The sequence below is a fragment of the Caulobacter flavus genome, from assembly GCF_003722335.1.
Classification (GTDB): Bacteria; Pseudomonadota; Alphaproteobacteria; order Caulobacterales; family Caulobacteraceae; genus Caulobacter; species Caulobacter flavus.
This window is the reverse complement of record NZ_CP026100.1, coordinates 413,902-428,314: the sequence shown is the minus strand read 5'-3', so window position 1 is coordinate 428,314 and position 14,413 is coordinate 413,902. Positions and strand designations below refer to the sequence as shown.

General features: G+C 69.2%; 13 protein-coding genes and 3 tRNA genes. 10 read left to right on the top strand and 6 right to left on the bottom strand.

The genetic code is table 11. The annotated features are described in order from the left end of the window. Positions 1-201 precede the first annotated feature (201 nt). Entirely contained in the window at positions 202-1,878 is a 1,677-nt protein-coding gene (locus C1707_RS02070) for a recombinase family protein (RefSeq protein ID WP_101711847.1), read from the top strand. On the opposite strand, the gene C1707_RS02065 is transcribed toward C1707_RS02070, so the two are convergent. The 4 genes from C1707_RS02065 to C1707_RS02050 all read right to left on the bottom strand — a co-directional run bounded on the left by C1707_RS02065 (position 1,834) and on the right by C1707_RS02050 (position 4,438). Then, a tRNA-Arg gene (locus C1707_RS02065) sits at positions 1,834-1,910 on the bottom strand. The two genes, C1707_RS02070 and C1707_RS02065, sit on opposite strands and share 45 nt — an antisense overlap. A 20-nt stretch (positions 1,911-1,930) precedes the next feature. Beyond that, positions 1,931-2,007, bottom strand: a tRNA-Arg gene (locus tag C1707_RS02060). Between the two features lie 58 nt (positions 2,008-2,065). Beyond that, positions 2,066-3,382 (bottom strand): NCS2 family permease, encoded by a 1,317-nt coding sequence (locus C1707_RS02055; protein WP_101711758.1) that lies wholly within the window; start codon positions 3,380-3,382, stop codon positions 2,066-2,068. A 3-nt stretch (positions 3,383-3,385) separates the two neighbouring features. Then, positions 3,386-4,438: a purine nucleoside permease gene (locus C1707_RS02050; protein ID WP_101711759.1), complete on the bottom strand. Its 1,053-nt coding sequence runs from the start codon at positions 4,436-4,438 to the stop codon at positions 3,386-3,388. Between the two features lie 136 nt (positions 4,439-4,574). Here C1707_RS02050 and C1707_RS02045 point away from each other — a divergent pair, with 136 nt between their 5' ends. Next, positions 4,575-5,477: a 5'-methylthioadenosine/S-adenosylhomocysteine nucleosidase gene (locus tag C1707_RS02045; RefSeq protein ID WP_101711760.1), complete on the top strand. Its 903-nt coding sequence runs from the start codon at positions 4,575-4,577 to the stop codon at positions 5,475-5,477. A gap of 216 nt (positions 5,478-5,693) precedes the next feature. Here C1707_RS02045 and C1707_RS02040 read toward each other — a convergent pair whose 3' ends face one another. After that, a complete protein-coding gene (locus C1707_RS02040) occupies positions 5,694-6,656 on the bottom strand; it encodes an ABC transporter ATP-binding protein (RefSeq protein WP_101711761.1) in 963 nt (320 codons plus the stop codon). Positions 6,657-6,807: 151 nt separating this feature from the next. Here C1707_RS02040 and C1707_RS02035 point away from each other — a divergent pair, with 151 nt between their 5' ends. Then, positions 6,808-7,098 carry a zinc-finger domain-containing protein gene (locus tag C1707_RS02035; RefSeq protein ID WP_101711762.1) on the top strand — a complete coding sequence of 97 codons (291 nt, stop codon included), beginning with the start codon at positions 6,808-6,810 and terminating at the stop codon, positions 7,096-7,098. Positions 7,099-7,115: 17 nt separating this feature from the next. Further along, positions 7,116-7,547, top strand: coding sequence for an acyl-CoA thioesterase (locus tag C1707_RS02030; protein WP_101711763.1), 432 nt, complete (start codon positions 7,116-7,118; stop codon positions 7,545-7,547). Positions 7,548-7,670: 123 nt separating this feature from the next. Here C1707_RS02030 and ggt read toward each other — a convergent pair whose 3' ends face one another. Beyond that, entirely contained in the window at positions 7,671-9,437 is a 1,767-nt protein-coding gene (gene ggt, locus C1707_RS02025) for a gamma-glutamyltransferase (protein ID WP_101711764.1), read from the bottom strand. Positions 9,438-9,723: 286 nt separating this feature from the next. On the opposite strand from ggt, the gene C1707_RS02020 reads away from it, so the two are divergent. From C1707_RS02020 to hisD, 6 genes are all read left to right on the top strand, one after another. Then, positions 9,724-9,800: transfer RNA gene (locus C1707_RS02020), tRNA-Arg, on the top strand. 106 nt (positions 9,801-9,906) lie between these two features. After that, entirely contained in the window at positions 9,907-10,236 is a 330-nt protein-coding gene (locus tag C1707_RS02015) for a GntR family transcriptional regulator (RefSeq protein WP_164467249.1), read from the top strand. 203 nt (positions 10,237-10,439) lie between these two features. Next, positions 10,440-11,495: an NAD(P)-dependent alcohol dehydrogenase gene (locus C1707_RS02010; RefSeq protein ID WP_101711766.1), complete on the top strand. Its 1,056-nt coding sequence runs from the start codon at positions 10,440-10,442 to the stop codon at positions 11,493-11,495. A gap of 165 nt (positions 11,496-11,660) precedes the next feature. After that, positions 11,661-12,215 (top strand): helix-turn-helix domain-containing protein, encoded by a 555-nt coding sequence (locus C1707_RS02005; protein WP_101711767.1) that lies wholly within the window; start codon positions 11,661-11,663, stop codon positions 12,213-12,215. Between the two features lie 89 nt (positions 12,216-12,304). Then, complete coding sequence (locus C1707_RS02000) at positions 12,305-12,988, top strand: hypothetical protein (protein WP_101711768.1); 684 nt, start codon at positions 12,305-12,307, stop codon at positions 12,986-12,988. A gap of 98 nt (positions 12,989-13,086) precedes the next feature. Then, the gene (gene hisD / locus C1707_RS01995; protein ID WP_101711769.1) at positions 13,087-14,412 is read left to right on the top strand and encodes a histidinol dehydrogenase; all 1,326 of its coding nucleotides are present in this window, start codon (positions 13,087-13,089) and stop codon (positions 14,410-14,412) included. Position 14,413 lies beyond the last annotated feature (1 nt).

The window sequence follows — 14,413 nt, the reverse complement described above, 5'->3', positions numbered from 1 at the left end:
GTCTAGGCGCCATTCCGCCCCCGCCCCCTTGCTCGACCGTCAAGCGCCGCGACAGAAGCGCGACACCCCCATCACCGTCACCGACGACTGGCCGCAAGCAGTTCCGGTGACCGACCACGAAGCCCGGATCATCGAAGCCTTCTTCGCCGACGTGCTCGACGACTTGTTCGGTGATCTCCCACGATAAAGCAGGAGCCCCCGATGCGCGACGCGATGGTCCCCGAACAGACCTCCACGGCGTCGCGAGCCGCCCTGTACCTGCGCGTCTCGACCGGCCGTCAGGCCGAAAGCGATCTCTCCATCCCAGACCAGCGCCGCCAGCTTGAGGCCTATTGCGCCGGCAAGGGCTGGGCTTTGGGCGAGGTGTTCATCGAACCCGGCAACACCGCAACCGACGATCGCAGGCCCTCGTTTCAGGCCATGATCGAAGCGGCCATGGCCAAGCCGGCGGCGTTCGACGTCATCATCGTCCATTCGTTCTCGCGCTTCTTCCGCGACCAATTCCAGTTCGAGTTCTACGTCCGAAAGCTGGCCAAGAACGGCGTGCGCCTGGTCTCCATCACCCAGGAGCTGGGCGATGATCCGATGAGCACCATGATGCGCAAGATCATGGCCCTCTTCGACGAGTACCAATCGCGCGAGAACGCCAAGCACACTCTGCGGGCCATGAAGGAGAACGCCCGTCAGGGCTTCTGGAACGGTTCGCGCCCGCCGCTGGGCTATCGCGTCGTCGTGGCCGAGGAGCGCGGGGCCAAGCTGAAGAAGAAGCTGGAGATCGACCCCATCCAGGCCGAGAAGATCCGGCTGATCTACAAGCTTGCCCTATTCGGCGTGGATGGCTGCGGGCCGATGGGCTTCAAGGCCATCTGTAATCACCTCAACGACAACAACGTCCGCACCCGCGATGGCGGGCGGTTTGGCATTGATGCGATCCATAAGATCCTCAATCGCCCCACCTACAAGGGCGAGCACCACTTCAACGCCAGGGACCACAAGACCAAGACCAAACTGCCCGAGGAGGAACACGCGATCTGCGCTGTGCCCGCCATCGTCTCGGTCGAGGAGTTCCAGGCAGTGCAGGACTCGCTGCGCTTGCGCCATGCCTCATTCATGAGCCCGCGCTTCGTAGCCCCCGGCACCCTCCTGGGCGGCATCTGCTTTTGCGGAATCTGCGGCGGCGCCATGACCCTGCGAACCGGGAAGAACGGCGCCTATCGCTACTACACCTGCTCGACCAAGGCTCGGATGGGCAAGGAGGCGTGCGCGGGAATCACCGTGCCGATGGACAAGCTCGACGACGCCGTCGTTGATCATCTGGAGCGGCGCCTGCTCCACAGCGAGCGTCTGGAGGTCTTGTTGGGGAACGTCCTGGACCGCCGGGCCGAATGGATCGACCGCCGGCACGCCCACGTCACCGAGCTGCGTCGGCGGGCCGCCACCGCCGCCGCAAAGCTCTCGCGGCTCTACCAGGCGATCGAGGACGGCGTAGCCGACACGGCCGACCAGGACTTCAAGGATCGCATGAAGGAGCTTGCCTCCATGCGGGACGAGGCTCGCGCAGATGCAGACAGGGCAGAGGCGGCCATTGAGCGCCTGGGGCCAAGCCTCACGCCCGAAAAGCTGAAAGCCTTCGCCCAGGCGGCAAAGGCGCGCCTTCGGGCCGAAGATGGCTCATACCGCCGCGAACACGTCCGCGCCGTGGCTCAGCGCGTCGAAGTGCTTTCGACGAAAGAGATCCAAATTATGGGAAATCGGACTGACCTGCTCCGAACCCTGGCCGCCTCAACGGGCGAAAACACAGCGATTCTGGAAGTTCGCAGTTTTAGACCGAAGTGGCGCGCCCGGAACGATTCGAACGTCCGACCCTCAGATTCGTAGTCTGATGCTCTATCCAGCTGAGCTACGGGCGCGCATTTCTTGGCAAGACGGCTGGCGCACCCGACACGATTCGAACGTGTGACCTTTGCCTTCGGAGGGCAACGCTCTATCCAGCTGAGCTACGGGTGCATCCGCCTTGCGGAAGCGCGGTCTTAGCCGAAAGCCGCGCTCGCGCAAAGGGTTTTGGTCAGCCTTTCGCCAGATAGACGAAGCGGATCACGAACAGCGCCGCCAGCACGACGAGCAGCCAGTCGCCCTTGCGCAGCTTGCCGGTCACGGCCTTGAGGACGGCGTAGCTGGTGATGCCGAACGCCAGGCCGTTGGCGATCGAGAAGGTCAGCGGGATGGTGATCACCGTCAGGAAGGCGGGGATGGCCACCGTGGGGTCGGCCCAGTCGACTTCCGCCAGCGAACCGATCATCAGCGCGCCCACCAGCACCAGGGCCGGGGCGGTGGCGGCGGCCGGGATGGCCTGCACCAGCGGGGCGAAGAACAGGGTGACCAGGAAGAGGATCCCGACCACCACGGCGGTCAGGCCCGTGCGGCCGCCGGCGGTGACGCCCGAGGCGCTCTCAATGTAGCTGCACACGGTGCTGGTGCCGGCCGCCGCGCCGATCATGGTGGCGGCCGAGTCGGCGGTGAGGATGCGGTTGAGGCGCGGGATCGTGCCGTCGGGCTGGACGAGGCCGGCCTTCTTGGTGACGGCCACCAGGGTGCCGACGTTGTCGAACAGGTCGACGAACAGGAAGACGAAGATGATCTCGAGCAGCGCGATGCCCATGCCGCCCTGCAGGTGCAGGGCCGCGCCGACGTCCATCTTGAACATGGTCGCCGACAGGTCCGACAGGCTGTAGGCGCCGGGCGTGAACTTCGACAGGCCCAGGAGCCAGCCGGCCGCGGCGGCCAGCAGGATGCCGATCAGGATCGCGCCCTTGACCCGCCAGGCCTGAAGGGCGGCGATGGCGACGAGGCCGATCAGGGCCAGCGCCGCCGACGGCGTGGTCAGGTCGCCCAGCGCCACGGCCGTGGCCGGGTTGGCGACGATGACGCCGGCGCTCTTGAGGCCGATGAAGGCGATGAACAAGCCAACGCCCGCCGCGACGGCCGAGAACAGCGGCCGGGGGATGGCCGCCACGATCATCTGGCGGATGCCCGCCACGGTCAGGATCAGGAAGGCCACGCCCGAGATGAACACGCAGCCCAGCGCGGTCTCCCACGGCACGCCCATGCCCTTGACCACGGTGTAGGTGAAGTAGGCGTTGAGGCCCATGCCGGGCGCGAGCGCCAGCGGGTAGTTGGCGATCAGCCCCATCAGGATCGAGCCGAGGCCGGCGGCCAGGCAGGTGGCCGCGGCGACGGCGGCGATCGGCATGCCGGTCTCGCTGAGGATCGCCGGATTGACCACGACGATGTAGGCCATGGTCATGAAGGTGGTGAAGCCGGCCAGCACCTCGGTGCGGACGTTGGCGCCCAGGGCCTGCAGCTTGAAGAGGCGTTCGAGCATGGCCTATCGGGCTCCGACTTGCGGCAGGGCCGTCGCGCGACGGCCCCAGTTCTTGACGAGGTCGCGGGCCACGACGCCCCCGACCAGGAATTCGGCTTCGAAGGCGGCCTTGGCCCCGTCGTCGTGCAGCACGCGCGGGAAGGTCGGCTCGCCCAGCGGCGGGCGGGTGTAGTTGCTGGCGGTGCGCAGCACCAGCACCCGGCGCCGGTCGATGCGGCCGCTGTCGGCATGGGCGTCGAGCACGTCGAGGATCCCCTGGTCTTCGCAGTCGCTCATGGTGAAGGTCCCCGCGCCGTCGGTCCAGAGCCTGACCCAGTCGCGGGCCCACTGGGTGCGGTGCGTGCCGTGCCAGAAGCGCACGGCGCCCAGGGCGTCGCCCTGCAGCACGAACGGCGGGCGCTGGGCCTGCGGCTCCTTCACATAGCCGGCGCGCAGCTTCTGCAGGTCGGGATTGTCGGGCAGCGCCACGTCCTTGGTCAGGTCGTAGGCCCAGTCGACCAGGCCGCGATCCAGCGTCCAGACCATGGCGCTGGAGCCTTCGGCCTTGCCCTTCACGTTCGGGCGGTCGGCGTCGTTGGAATAGAGGCCGTAGGGCCAGTCGGCCGGGATCTCGCGGTCGTCGACCTCGTAGATCGGGTCGGCGTCGACGACGTAGCGGGCCCAGGCGGCGCTGCCCACCGAGGCCGCGCCCGGATCGACCCCGGCGATGCCGCTGACGATCCAGTAGGCCTTGGAGAGGTCGAACTGGCTGGACAGGATAAGGGCCGCGACGCTTTCACGGGTGCGGCCGCGCATGTCGCTGACGATGGCCAGCACGCCGTCGTCGGAATAGCGGGCGACGTGGCGGATGCCCGGCACCTTGATTTCCTTCTTCAGCGGCCAGCCCTCGACCCAGGGCTGGAACTCGCCGGCGACGTCGCCGGTGTCGGCCCCGATCTCGAAGGTGGTGACGACCACCACCTTGATCGGGATGGGCCTGGAGGCCGCCAGGGCGGGGACGACAGTCCCCAAGAGCGCCGCAAGAGCGACCAATGTTCTGAGAATCCAAGCCCGCATGCCTGCCCCGCTCGCTGAAAAACGGCGCGAAAATCGTCGCTTGGGGGAGTCGATGCAACAGCCGCGAACTGCGGCCTTCCGGCGGCGCCGTCCGCGAGGCTAGGTTGCCGCCGAATCGACCACCGGAAGCCTGCCCATGCGTATCGCCTCGACCGCTCTCGCCTTCGTCCTGCTGTCGGCGCCGATCGGCGCGGCCGCCGCCGAGCGCTTCGACACCGCGCCGCGCACAGCCGTGGTCAGCGCCTTCCCGCCGGAGATGGCGGCGCTGGAAGCGGCGACCTCGAACAAGAAGGAATTCACGGCCGCCGGAACGCGTTTCGTCACCGGCACGCTGGAGGGCAAGCCGGTGGTGCTGTTCCTTTCGGGGATCAGCATGGTCAACGCCTCGATGACCACCCAGGCGGCGCTGGACCGCTTCCACGTCAGCCGCATCGTGTTCTCCGGCGTGGCCGGCGGCGCGGATCCCGATCTCGAGGTCGGCGACGTGGTGGCGCCCGAGACCTGGGCCCAGACCTCGGAAATGGCCTATGCCCGCGAGGTTCCGGGCGGCTTCGCCCCCACGCCGGGCCTGGTCAGCGACCTGCCCAATTTCGGCATGATGCATCCGCGCGCCGTGACGGTGACCCAGGATCCGAAGACGCCCGAGGACCGGCTGTCGTTCGCCGCCGATCCGGCGCTGATCGCGCTGGCCCGCAAGTCGGTGGAGGGCCTGGTGCTGAAGCGCTGCGCGGCCGACCAGTGCCTGGCCAAGCCGCCCAAGGTGGTGGTCGGCGGGGCCGGCGGCTCGGGCCCCGTGTTCGTCGACAACGCCGCCTTCCGCGACTACGCCCACAAGACCTTCGGCGCCCGCGTGCTCGACATGGAGAGCGCCGCCGTCGCCCAGGTGGCCTATGTCAACAAGACCCCGTTCATCGCCTTCCGCAGCCTGTCGGATCTGGCGGGCGGCGATCCGGCCACCAACCAGTTCCCGGTGTTCCTGCGCCTGGCGGCGGACAATTCGGCCACCGTGGTGCGGGCGTTCGTGAAGGCTTTGCCTTAGTCGCGCAGACCTTGCCCAGCCCCAAATCAACCTCTCCCAGAGGGAGAGGGAGAGGGAGGGGCCCATGCGCAGCATGGGAGGGTGAGGGGTTTCAGACTGTCCGGATAGGGCGCGGGCAAGGGGGATGGGACCGCAGGCGATTTATCCCCTCACCCTCCCACGCCTTCGGCGCGGGCCCCTCCCTCTCCCCATGGGAGAGGTTTTTCTTGGTCGACCTCAGGTCTTCAACGGATCCTTGGCGTTCGGATCGCCGTAGGTCAGCGACACGAACACGTCCTCCAGGTCCGGATCTTCCGTCGCGATGTCCTTGATCGACACGCCGGCCGCGCGCACCGCCGCCAGCACGTGCTCGACGCTGGACTGGCCGGTGCGGTAGCTGACCGAGAAGGCCCCGCCGGTGCGGCCCTTGGTCTCGAAACCCTGCAGCACCGGGGCGACGTCGAGCGGCGCTTCGGGCGTCACCACCACGTTGCGGATGTCCATGCGGCGCAGCAGCACGGGGGTCGGCTCGCACACCACCACCTCGCCGCGGTTGACGATGGCGATCTGGTCGCACAGCTCCTGGGCCTCTTCCAGGTAATGGGTGGTCAGCACAATGGTCACGCCCAACTCGTGCAGGCCCTTCACATATTCCCACAGCTGGCGGCGCAGCTCGACGTCGACGCCGGCGGTCGGCTCGTCGAGGATCAGCACCGGCGGCTGGTGGACCATGGCTTTGGCCACCATCAGGCGCCGCTTCATGCCGCCCGACAGCTGGCGGACGTAAGCATTCGCCTTGTCGCCCAGGCCCAGCGCATTGAGCAGTTCGTCGGTGCGGCGCTCGTTCTTGGGCACGCCGTAATAGCCGGCCTGCACCTCCAGCGACTCGCGCGGGGTGAAGAAGACGTCGGCGGCCAGTTCCTGCGGCACCACGCCGATGGCCGCGCGGGCGTCGCGGGGGCGCTCGTCGATGTCGCGGCCCCAGATCTTCACCGTGCCGCTCGACTTGCGCGTCAGGCCGGCCAGGATGTTGATGAAGGTCGACTTGCCCGCCCCGTTCGGGCCCAGCAGGCCGAAGATCGAGCCGCGCGGCACCTTCAGGTCGATGCCGTTCAGCGCGCGCTTTTCCGGCGCGGTCTTGGTGGCGGGGTAGGTCTTGAACAGGCCCTCGGCTTCGATCGCGTAGGCAGGCAGGTCCATGAAGCGTCCAATCGGGGCCAAATCGGCCGAAGGCCTTGAAAACAGGGGCGTGCGCGGCTTCGTCGAATTGACGCGGCGCCGACGCGTCGCATAGGTATGCCTCGTTCGCCGCCTAGCCAAGGCCGCGCTCAGAATTCGAAGGTAGTTCCCCATGGCCAAGGCCAAGTCCGAAGCTCCGACCGCCCCCACCGCCATGGATGTCGCCGTGGTCGAAGTCGGCGCCGGTCCCGCTCCCGAGATCATCCACGTCCATTCGCACCGCATCGCCTGCGACGGCGTCGGCGGCGCCCTGGGCCACCCGCGCGTGTGGCTGGAGATGGGCGCGGCCGGATCGGTCGACTGCCCCTATTGCGACCGCCGCTTCGTCGCCTCGACCCACGCCGGCCACGACGAGGACGAGCGCCTGGCCCCCGGCGTCTACGAAGGCCCGGGCGGCCACTGAGGCCGCCTGACGCCAAGATGGACGATTCCTCGCTCTCCGGCCCGCGCGCCGAGACCCTCGCCAAGGCCTGGGAAGCCGCCGAATGGCCGCACGACCCGCCGGTCCTGCGCGCCATCGCCATGCCCTCGGACACCAACCCCGAAGGCGACATCTTCGGCGGCTGGCTGCTGTCGCAGATGGACCTGGCCGCGGCCTCGATCGCCTTTCACCGGGCGGCCGGCCGCTGCGCCACCATCGCCGTCGACGGCATGGTATTCATCAGCCCGGTGTTCGTCGGCGACGAGGTCAGTCTGTTCGCCCGCATCGTCCACACCGGCCGCACCTCGCTGAAGGTCGAGGTCGAGGCCTGGCGCCGTCGCCGCGACGGCGAAAAGGCCCACAAGGTGACGCAGGGCGTGTTCACGTTCGTCGCCATCGGCGAAGACCGCAAGCCGCGCCCGCTGCCTTAGAAAGATGCTCTCCCTGAAGGGGGAGCTGTCGCGGAGCGACTGAGGGGGAAGTTCCAGCGGCGCTTCAGCAGCCGCTTCCCCCTCCGGCCCTTTGGGCCACCTCCCCCTTCAGGGGGAGGATTGCTACTCCAGCCCCTTGGCCACGCCCTCGCGGCGCGGATCCGCGCCGCCCTCAAGCTTGCCGCCGGGACGCACGATCACGCCGTGCAGGCCCGAATTCTCGTTCTGGCCTTCCTTGACCATTACGCCGCGCGCCTGCAGGGCGGCCGTCAACTCGGGGCCGAAGCGGTTCACCTCGCCCGAGAACGTGTCGCCGCGCGCCACCAGGTTGGGCAGGGCCACGGCGTCCTGCATCGACAGGCCCCAGTCGAACACCCCGACCATGGCTTTCAGGTTGTAGGACAGGATGGCCGAACCGCCCGGCGAGCCGACGGCGGCCAGGAACTTGCCCTTCCCGTCCAGCACCACCACCGGCGACATCGACGAGCGCGGGCGCTTGCCCCCGGCCACGGCGTTGGCGCCGGGCAGGCCGTCCTTGTCGGTCGGGGCGAAGTTGAAGTCGGTCAGCTGGTTGTTGAGGAAGAAGCCGCCGACCATCCGGCCCGAGCCGAAGATGCTCTCGACCGTGGTGGTCATCGACACCACGTTGCCGGCCGCGTCGACGATGACGAAGTGGGTGGTGCCGCCGGGCTCGATGGTCGTATCCGGGCCGACCTTGGGCGCGCCCTTGGGCAGGCCGAAGCTCGGGGCCGGGCCGGCCGTCTCGCCGATCAGCTTGGCGCGCTGCTTGACGTAGGCCGGCTCCAGCAGCCCCTCGACAGGCACGGTCACCTTGGCCGGGTCGCCGACATAGCGGTCGCGGTCGGCGTACATGACCCGTTCGGCCTCGGCGATCTGGGTCCAGGCGATCGGATCCCTGGGCCCGCGCTTGGCGATGTCGGTGTGCTCGAGCATCAAGAGGGCCTGCAGCAGCGACACGCCGCTCGACGACGGATTGGGCACGCAGACGCTGTACACCTTCCACGGGCGGCAGAGGGCGTCGGCCGAGCGGGGCTTGTAGGCCGCCAGATCGGCCAGGGTCATGGCCGAGGGCCGCTCGCCCTCGTGCAGCTTGGCGACGATGGCTTCCGCCAGCGGGCCTTCATATAGAGCCGACGCGCCCTCGGCGGCCAGGCGGCGCACGGTGGCGGCGTAGGCCGGGTTCTTCAACGTCTCGCCGGCCTGGTAGCGTCGGCCGTCGGGCTTGGTGAAGTAGGCGGCCGCGTCGGCCGTCTGGCCCTGGGGCGAACGGCCGTTGATCATCGAGGCCAGGCGCGGGCTCACCACGAAGCCCTGGTCGGCCAGCTTCTCGGCGTCGAGGAACAGCCGGTCCCAGCCGATGGCGCCGTGCTCCTTCTGGGCCTGGGCCAGCATGGCCACCGCGCCCGGCACGCCGGTCGAGCGGCCCGACAGCACCGCGGCGACGAACGACACCGGCTTGCCGTCCTCGCCCAGGAACAGGGCGGGCGTCGCGCCGGCCGGCGCGGTCTCGCGGCCGTCATAGGCCGTCACCTTGCCGGTCTTGGCGTCGTAGAAGACCATGAACGAGCCGCCGCCCAGGCCCGAGCTCTGCGGCTCGACCAGGCCCAGCACCGCCTGCACGGCCACCGCCGCGTCGACGGCCGAGCCGCCTTCGCGCAGCACCCGAAGGCCGGCTTCCGTGGCCAGCGGGTTGGCCGAGACCACCATGCCGCGCGGGTTGTAGGCGGCCGCCGAACCGGCGGTCTTCGGCCCTGTCGCCGGCGCGACCGCCGCGGGCTGCGCCGCCTGGGGCCCCGCCTGCGTCGCGCAGCCGGCGATCCCTCCGCAAGCGGTGAGGACGGCGAGGGCGGCGAGAACGGGCAGGCGCATGGCGGATCCTTCGGCGGCGCGGGCATTGGGCGCGAAACGGGTCGTCCGCCACGTCGGAAATCCGACTCGGACGACGGAGATTCGACGAACCATGCCCCCGACGCCGCCACCACGCTCGCGAAAAATCGCCCGCGCGCGCCCCTGCGACATCTTTTTCAACTCCCAAAACCCTTATCCCCCAAGGGATCGCGCAGTTATCCACCGGACTTGACGACTTTCTTGCGACAAGACGCTTGCGCACCCCAGGGGTACGGGGTATCTCCCCCGCCTCGCCGCAAGGCAGTGCGCGCCCGTAGCTCAGCTGGATAGAGCATCAGACTACGAATCTGAGGGTCGGACGTTCGAATCGTTCCGGGCGCGCCATTCTTCTTTCAAGACAATCAGACGCTTTGCCGATGGCGCCGTGGGCGCTTGGGGCGGGCTTGGTATTGCTGGGTGCTGGCGGGTTTCGGCGATGGCCGGGGTCGGCGTGGCCGGTCTTGGCGGGTGGCGCGCCCGGCGGGCATGGGTATCATGCCGCGATGGCGCGCCGGCCATCCGCATCGATCTCGACTGGATCGGCCTGCGCCTGGTGCGGGACGACCCGCGCCGGCCGCTCTATCGGCAGCTGGCGCAGATCGTTCGCGAGGCCAGCGGCCCGGCCCTGCGCGGACGCCTGCCCACCGAGCGGCAGTGGGCCAGCGGGCTGAGGCTGGCGCGGGTCACCGTACGCAAGGCCCTGGACGAGCTCGCGCGGGAGGGCGTGATCGAGCGGCGCCAGGGGGCGGGGACCTTCCTGCGGCCGGTCAGACCGGCCTGATCGCCCTCAGGCGTCCGTCGGCTTCGCGCGCGGGGCAGCCTGCCCCGCGCGGGCGATCCGCAAGGGGTGGATTGATGAAATATGCTCATCAGCCCGTGCAAAGCTGAGCGGCTAATTTTACGGTCGCGCGCGCGCTAGTTTGGCTTCGCGAGACCCCGCGCGGGCCTCCGCCTCCCCAAAAAGCCAATCGGAATATCCTGCACATGGCCATCAAAGCCTATGGCGCCTTCGCCGCCGACAAGCCGCTGGAAGCGATGGACATCACGCGCCGCGCGGTCGGCCCGAATGACGTCCAGATCGAGATCGCCTACTGCGGCGTCTGCCACTCCGACCTGCACACCGTGCGCTCGGAATGGGCCGGCACCCTGTTTCCCTGCGTGCCCGGTCACGAGATCGTCGGCCGCGTCTCAGCCGTCGGCGGCCAGGTCAGCCGCTTCAAGGAAGGCGACGTCGTCGGCGTCGGCTGCCTGGTCGACAGCTGCAAGCACTGCCACTCGTGCGACGAGGGCCTGGAGCAGTACTGCGAGAACGGCTTCGTGGGCACCTACAACGGCCCGACGCCGGACGCCCCCGGCCACACCCTGGGCGGCTATTCGCAGCAGATCGTCGTCAAGGACGACTTCGTGCTGAAGATCCGCCACCCCGAGGAACAGCTGGCCGCCGTCGCCCCGCTGCTGTGCGCCGGCATCACTACCTGGTCGCCGCTGCGCCACTGGAACGTCGGCCCGGGCAAGAAGGTCGGGATCGTCGGCATCGGGGGCCTGGGCCACATGGGCGTCAAGCTGGCTCACGCCCTGGGCGCGCACGTCGTGGCCTTCACGACCTCGGAAGCCAAGCGCCAGGACGCCCTGGACCTGGGCGCCGACGAGGTTGTGGTGTCGCGCAACGAAGGCGAGATGGCCGCTCACGCCAACTCGTTCGACTTCATCCTCAACACCGTCTCGGCCAGCCACAGCCTCGACGCCTTCACGGCCCTGCTGAAGCGCGACGGGACCCTGTGCCTGGTCGGCGTGCCGGAACACGCCCACCCCAGCCCGGACGTGGCGGCCCTGATCTTCAAGCGTCGCGCCATCGCCGGCTCGCTGATCGGCGGCATCGCCGAGACCCAGGAGATGCTCGATTTCTGCGCCGAGCACGGCATCGTCTCGGAGATCGAGACGATCGACATCCAGGAGATCGAGACCGCCTACGAGCGCATGCAGAAGAGCGACGTGAAGTACCGCTTCGTGATCGACAGCGCCTCGCTGGCCAAGGCGTAGCACCACCCCGGGCGCTCGCGGCCTCATACCTGGGTATGAGGCCGCCACACCCAGGGAGCGCGACGATAAGCCCAGGTGCGATGGCGGTGCGGCGGGCGCCGGACGAACAATGATCCTCGAAAAAGAGAGGGCCCTTGGGGGGCGCTCCAGCCAGGGATCGAAACCATGTCCGTCCTCGCCGTCGACACCGTTTCCGCCACGCCCGTCGCGGGCCTGGGCCTTCTCCACGACCTGGCGGGCGAGCCGCGCGGCTTTGAGGACCTGCGCGAGGTTCTGGCGGCGCTGGAGCGCTCGCTGGAGACCGACGCCCAGGCCGCCCGCGCGCTGCTGGCCCGGGCCTCGGCCATCGTCGTCGGCGCATCTCCGGCCGCGCCGATCCAGGGCGGCCTGGCCCCCTGGCAGGCGCGCAAGCTGCGCAAGCACATCGACGAGAACCTCGACGGGACCCTGACCACGGCCGTGCTCGGGGAAATTGTCGCCCTCAGCGCCAGCTATTTCGGCCGGGCCTTCAAGGCCACCTTCGGCGAGACGCCGCACGCCTACGTCACCCGCCGCCGGCTGGAGGCGGCCAAGGACCTGATGCTGGCCACCCGCGATCCGCTCAGCCAGATCGCCTACCAGTGCGGCTTCGCCGACCAGTCGCACCTGTGCCGCCTGTTCCGCCGCTCGGCGGGGATGGCGCCCCAGGCCTGGCGCCGGGCCAACCGCCTGGCGGCCTGAACGGGGCCGTCCGGATAGGGCGAAGTCGCCTCGCCATCTCCACCGAAAGCTGCAAAGCTCGACGTTGCGAAACCTGGGGGGAGGCGACGATGAAGCGGATGGTGATGCTGGCCTGCGCGGCCGTGCTGGCGACGGCGCCGGCCCTGGCCTGGGCCGAGCAGACGCCCGAGCAGCGGGCCGCGGCCAAGGCCGAGGGCGACGCCATGCTGGCCAAGGCCGGCGCCGCGGCGTTCTTCGACAATCTCAGCGACCGCGAGGGCGAGACGGGCATCACCCTTCAGCACAAGGAGTCGGGGCTGCACTGCGTGTTCACCCCGGGTCGCGAGGGCAACGAGGTGATCCTGTTCAAGCCGGACGGAACCGACGTCGGTTGCCACGTCGTCACCTTCGCCGACAGCCGCACCGTCTATGCGACGAAGTCGGACCTGACGCTGGACCAGGCCATGGGCATGGCGGTGGCGGCCCTGAAGGCCAAGCACCCCAAGGCCAAGCCCTATCGCGGCAAGAGTTCGCAACTGGTCGCCATGATGCAGGCGTCGGGCAAGATCCCGCCCAGTCGCACCGAGCGCTTCATCGACGGCAAAACCTACGAAAGCGTCTCGGTGGCGCCGATCGCCGGTTGGGAGATCAAGCTGCGGATGAGCGGCGAGGCGTCAAACGCCGAATTCCTCTCCAATGCGGGCGACGGGATGGGTTGGCTCGTCTATGTGGTCAAGGCGGCCCAACGGCATGGCCTGGGCCCGCTGGCGGCGGCGCCCGCGCCGGGGTCCTGAGCGCCGGCTCTCCGCCCAGCGACCGTTCCCGCCGAAGGTCGCGCCAGCCGCGCCCATCCAGGCCACACACCGCCTCGGGAGTTTCCAGGAGGACGGCCATGGCCAGATGGTTGAAGACCGGCGCAGACGCCGGCGCGGTGGCGAGCGCCGACAAGGCGGTGCGCGAGACGGTGGAGGGCATTCTCGCCGACGTGGCCGCTCGCGGCGACGCGGCGGTGCGCGACCTGTCGGTGAAGTTCGACGGCTGGGACCGCGAAAGCTACCGCCTGTCGCCGGCCGAGATCCAGGCCTGCATCGACCAGCTGTCGCCGCGCGACCTGGCCGACATCGAGTTCGCCCAGGCCCAGGTCAAGGGCTTCGCCCAGAAGCAGCGCGAGACGCTGCTGGACCTGGAGGTCGAGACCCTGCCCGGTGTGGTGCTGGGCCACAAGCACATCCCGGTGAACGCGGCCGGCTGCTACGTGCCCGGCGGCAAGTATCCGCTGCTGGCCTCGGCCCACATGTCGGTGCTGACGGCCAAGGTGGCCGGCGTGCCGCGCGTGGTCACCTGCGCCCCGCCGTTCGGCGGCAAGCCGGCGCCCGCGATCGTCGCGGCCCAGGCCCTAGCCGGCGCCGACGAGATCTACTGCCTGGGCGGCGTTCAGGCCGTGGCGGCCATGGCGCTCGGCACTCAGACCATCGCCCCGGTCGACATGCTGGTCGGTCCCGGCAACGCCTATGTGGCCGAGGCCAAGCGCCAGCTGTTCGGCCGCGTCGGCATCGACCTCTTCGCCGGCCCGACCGAGACCCTGGTCATCGCCGACGACACGGTGGACGGCGAGCTGTGCGCCACCGACCTGCTGGGCCAGGCCGAGCACGGCCCCGACAGCCCGGCGATCCTGCTGACCACCTCGCGCAGGCTGGCCGAGGACACCATCGCCTGGATCGAGAAGCTGCTGCAGGTTCTGCCGACGGCCGCCATCGCCCGCCGGGCCTGGGAGAGCTTCGGCCAGGTGATCCTCGCCGACAGCGACGCCGAGATGGTCGAGATCGCCGACAAGATCGCCTCCGAGCACGTGCAGGTGATGACCGCCGACCCGGACTACTTCCTGCGCCACATGACCAACTACGGCGCGCTGTTCTTAGGGGAGCGCACCAACGTCTCCTACGGCGACAAGGTGATCGGCACCAACCACACCCTGCCGACCAAGCTGGCGGCCCGCTACACCGGCGGCCTGTGGGTGGGCAAGTTCCTCAAGACCTGCACCTATCAGAAGGTGCTGACCGACGAGGCCAGCGCTCTGGTCGGCGAATACTGCTCGCGCCTGTGCGCCCTGGAGGGCTTTGCCGGCCACGGCGAGCAGGCCAACATCCGCGTGCGCCGCTACGGCGGCCGCGAGGTGCCCTATGCCGGCGCGGCCTCGCCGGCGCCGGCGGCGGAGTAGG

Bases quoted from the DNA above. Each gene is read 5' to 3' on its own strand.
- C1707_RS02055 (WP_101711758.1), bottom strand. From the start codon at position 3,382: ATGCTCGAACGCCTCTTCAAGCTGCAGGCCCTGGGCGCCAACGTCCGC.
- C1707_RS02040 (WP_101711761.1), bottom strand. From the start codon at position 6,656: ATGGACCTGCCTGCCTACGCGATCGAAGCCGAGGGCCTGTTCAAGACC.
- ggt (WP_101711764.1), bottom strand. From the start codon at position 9,437: ATGCGCCTGCCCGTTCTCGCCGCCCTCGCCGTCCTCACCGCTTGCGGA.
- hisD (WP_101711769.1), top strand. From the start codon at position 13,087: ATGGCCAGATGGTTGAAGACCGGCGCAGACGCCGGCGCGGTGGCGAGC.
- C1707_RS02070 (WP_101711847.1), top strand. From the start codon at position 202: ATGCGCGACGCGATGGTCCCCGAACAGACCTCCACGGCGTCGCGAGCC.
- C1707_RS02005 (WP_101711767.1), top strand. From the start codon at position 11,661: ATGTCCGTCCTCGCCGTCGACACCGTTTCCGCCACGCCCGTCGCGGGC.
- C1707_RS02035 (WP_101711762.1), top strand. From the start codon at position 6,808: ATGGCCAAGGCCAAGTCCGAAGCTCCGACCGCCCCCACCGCCATGGAT.
- C1707_RS02010 (WP_101711766.1), top strand. From the start codon at position 10,440: ATGGCCATCAAAGCCTATGGCGCCTTCGCCGCCGACAAGCCGCTGGAA.
- C1707_RS02030 (WP_101711763.1), top strand. From the start codon at position 7,116: ATGGACGATTCCTCGCTCTCCGGCCCGCGCGCCGAGACCCTCGCCAAG.
- C1707_RS02045 (WP_101711760.1), top strand. From the start codon at position 4,575: ATGCGTATCGCCTCGACCGCTCTCGCCTTCGTCCTGCTGTCGGCGCCG.
- C1707_RS02000 (WP_101711768.1), top strand. From the start codon at position 12,305: ATGAAGCGGATGGTGATGCTGGCCTGCGCGGCCGTGCTGGCGACGGCG.
- C1707_RS02050 (WP_101711759.1), bottom strand. From the start codon at position 4,438: ATGCGGGCTTGGATTCTCAGAACATTGGTCGCTCTTGCGGCGCTCTTG.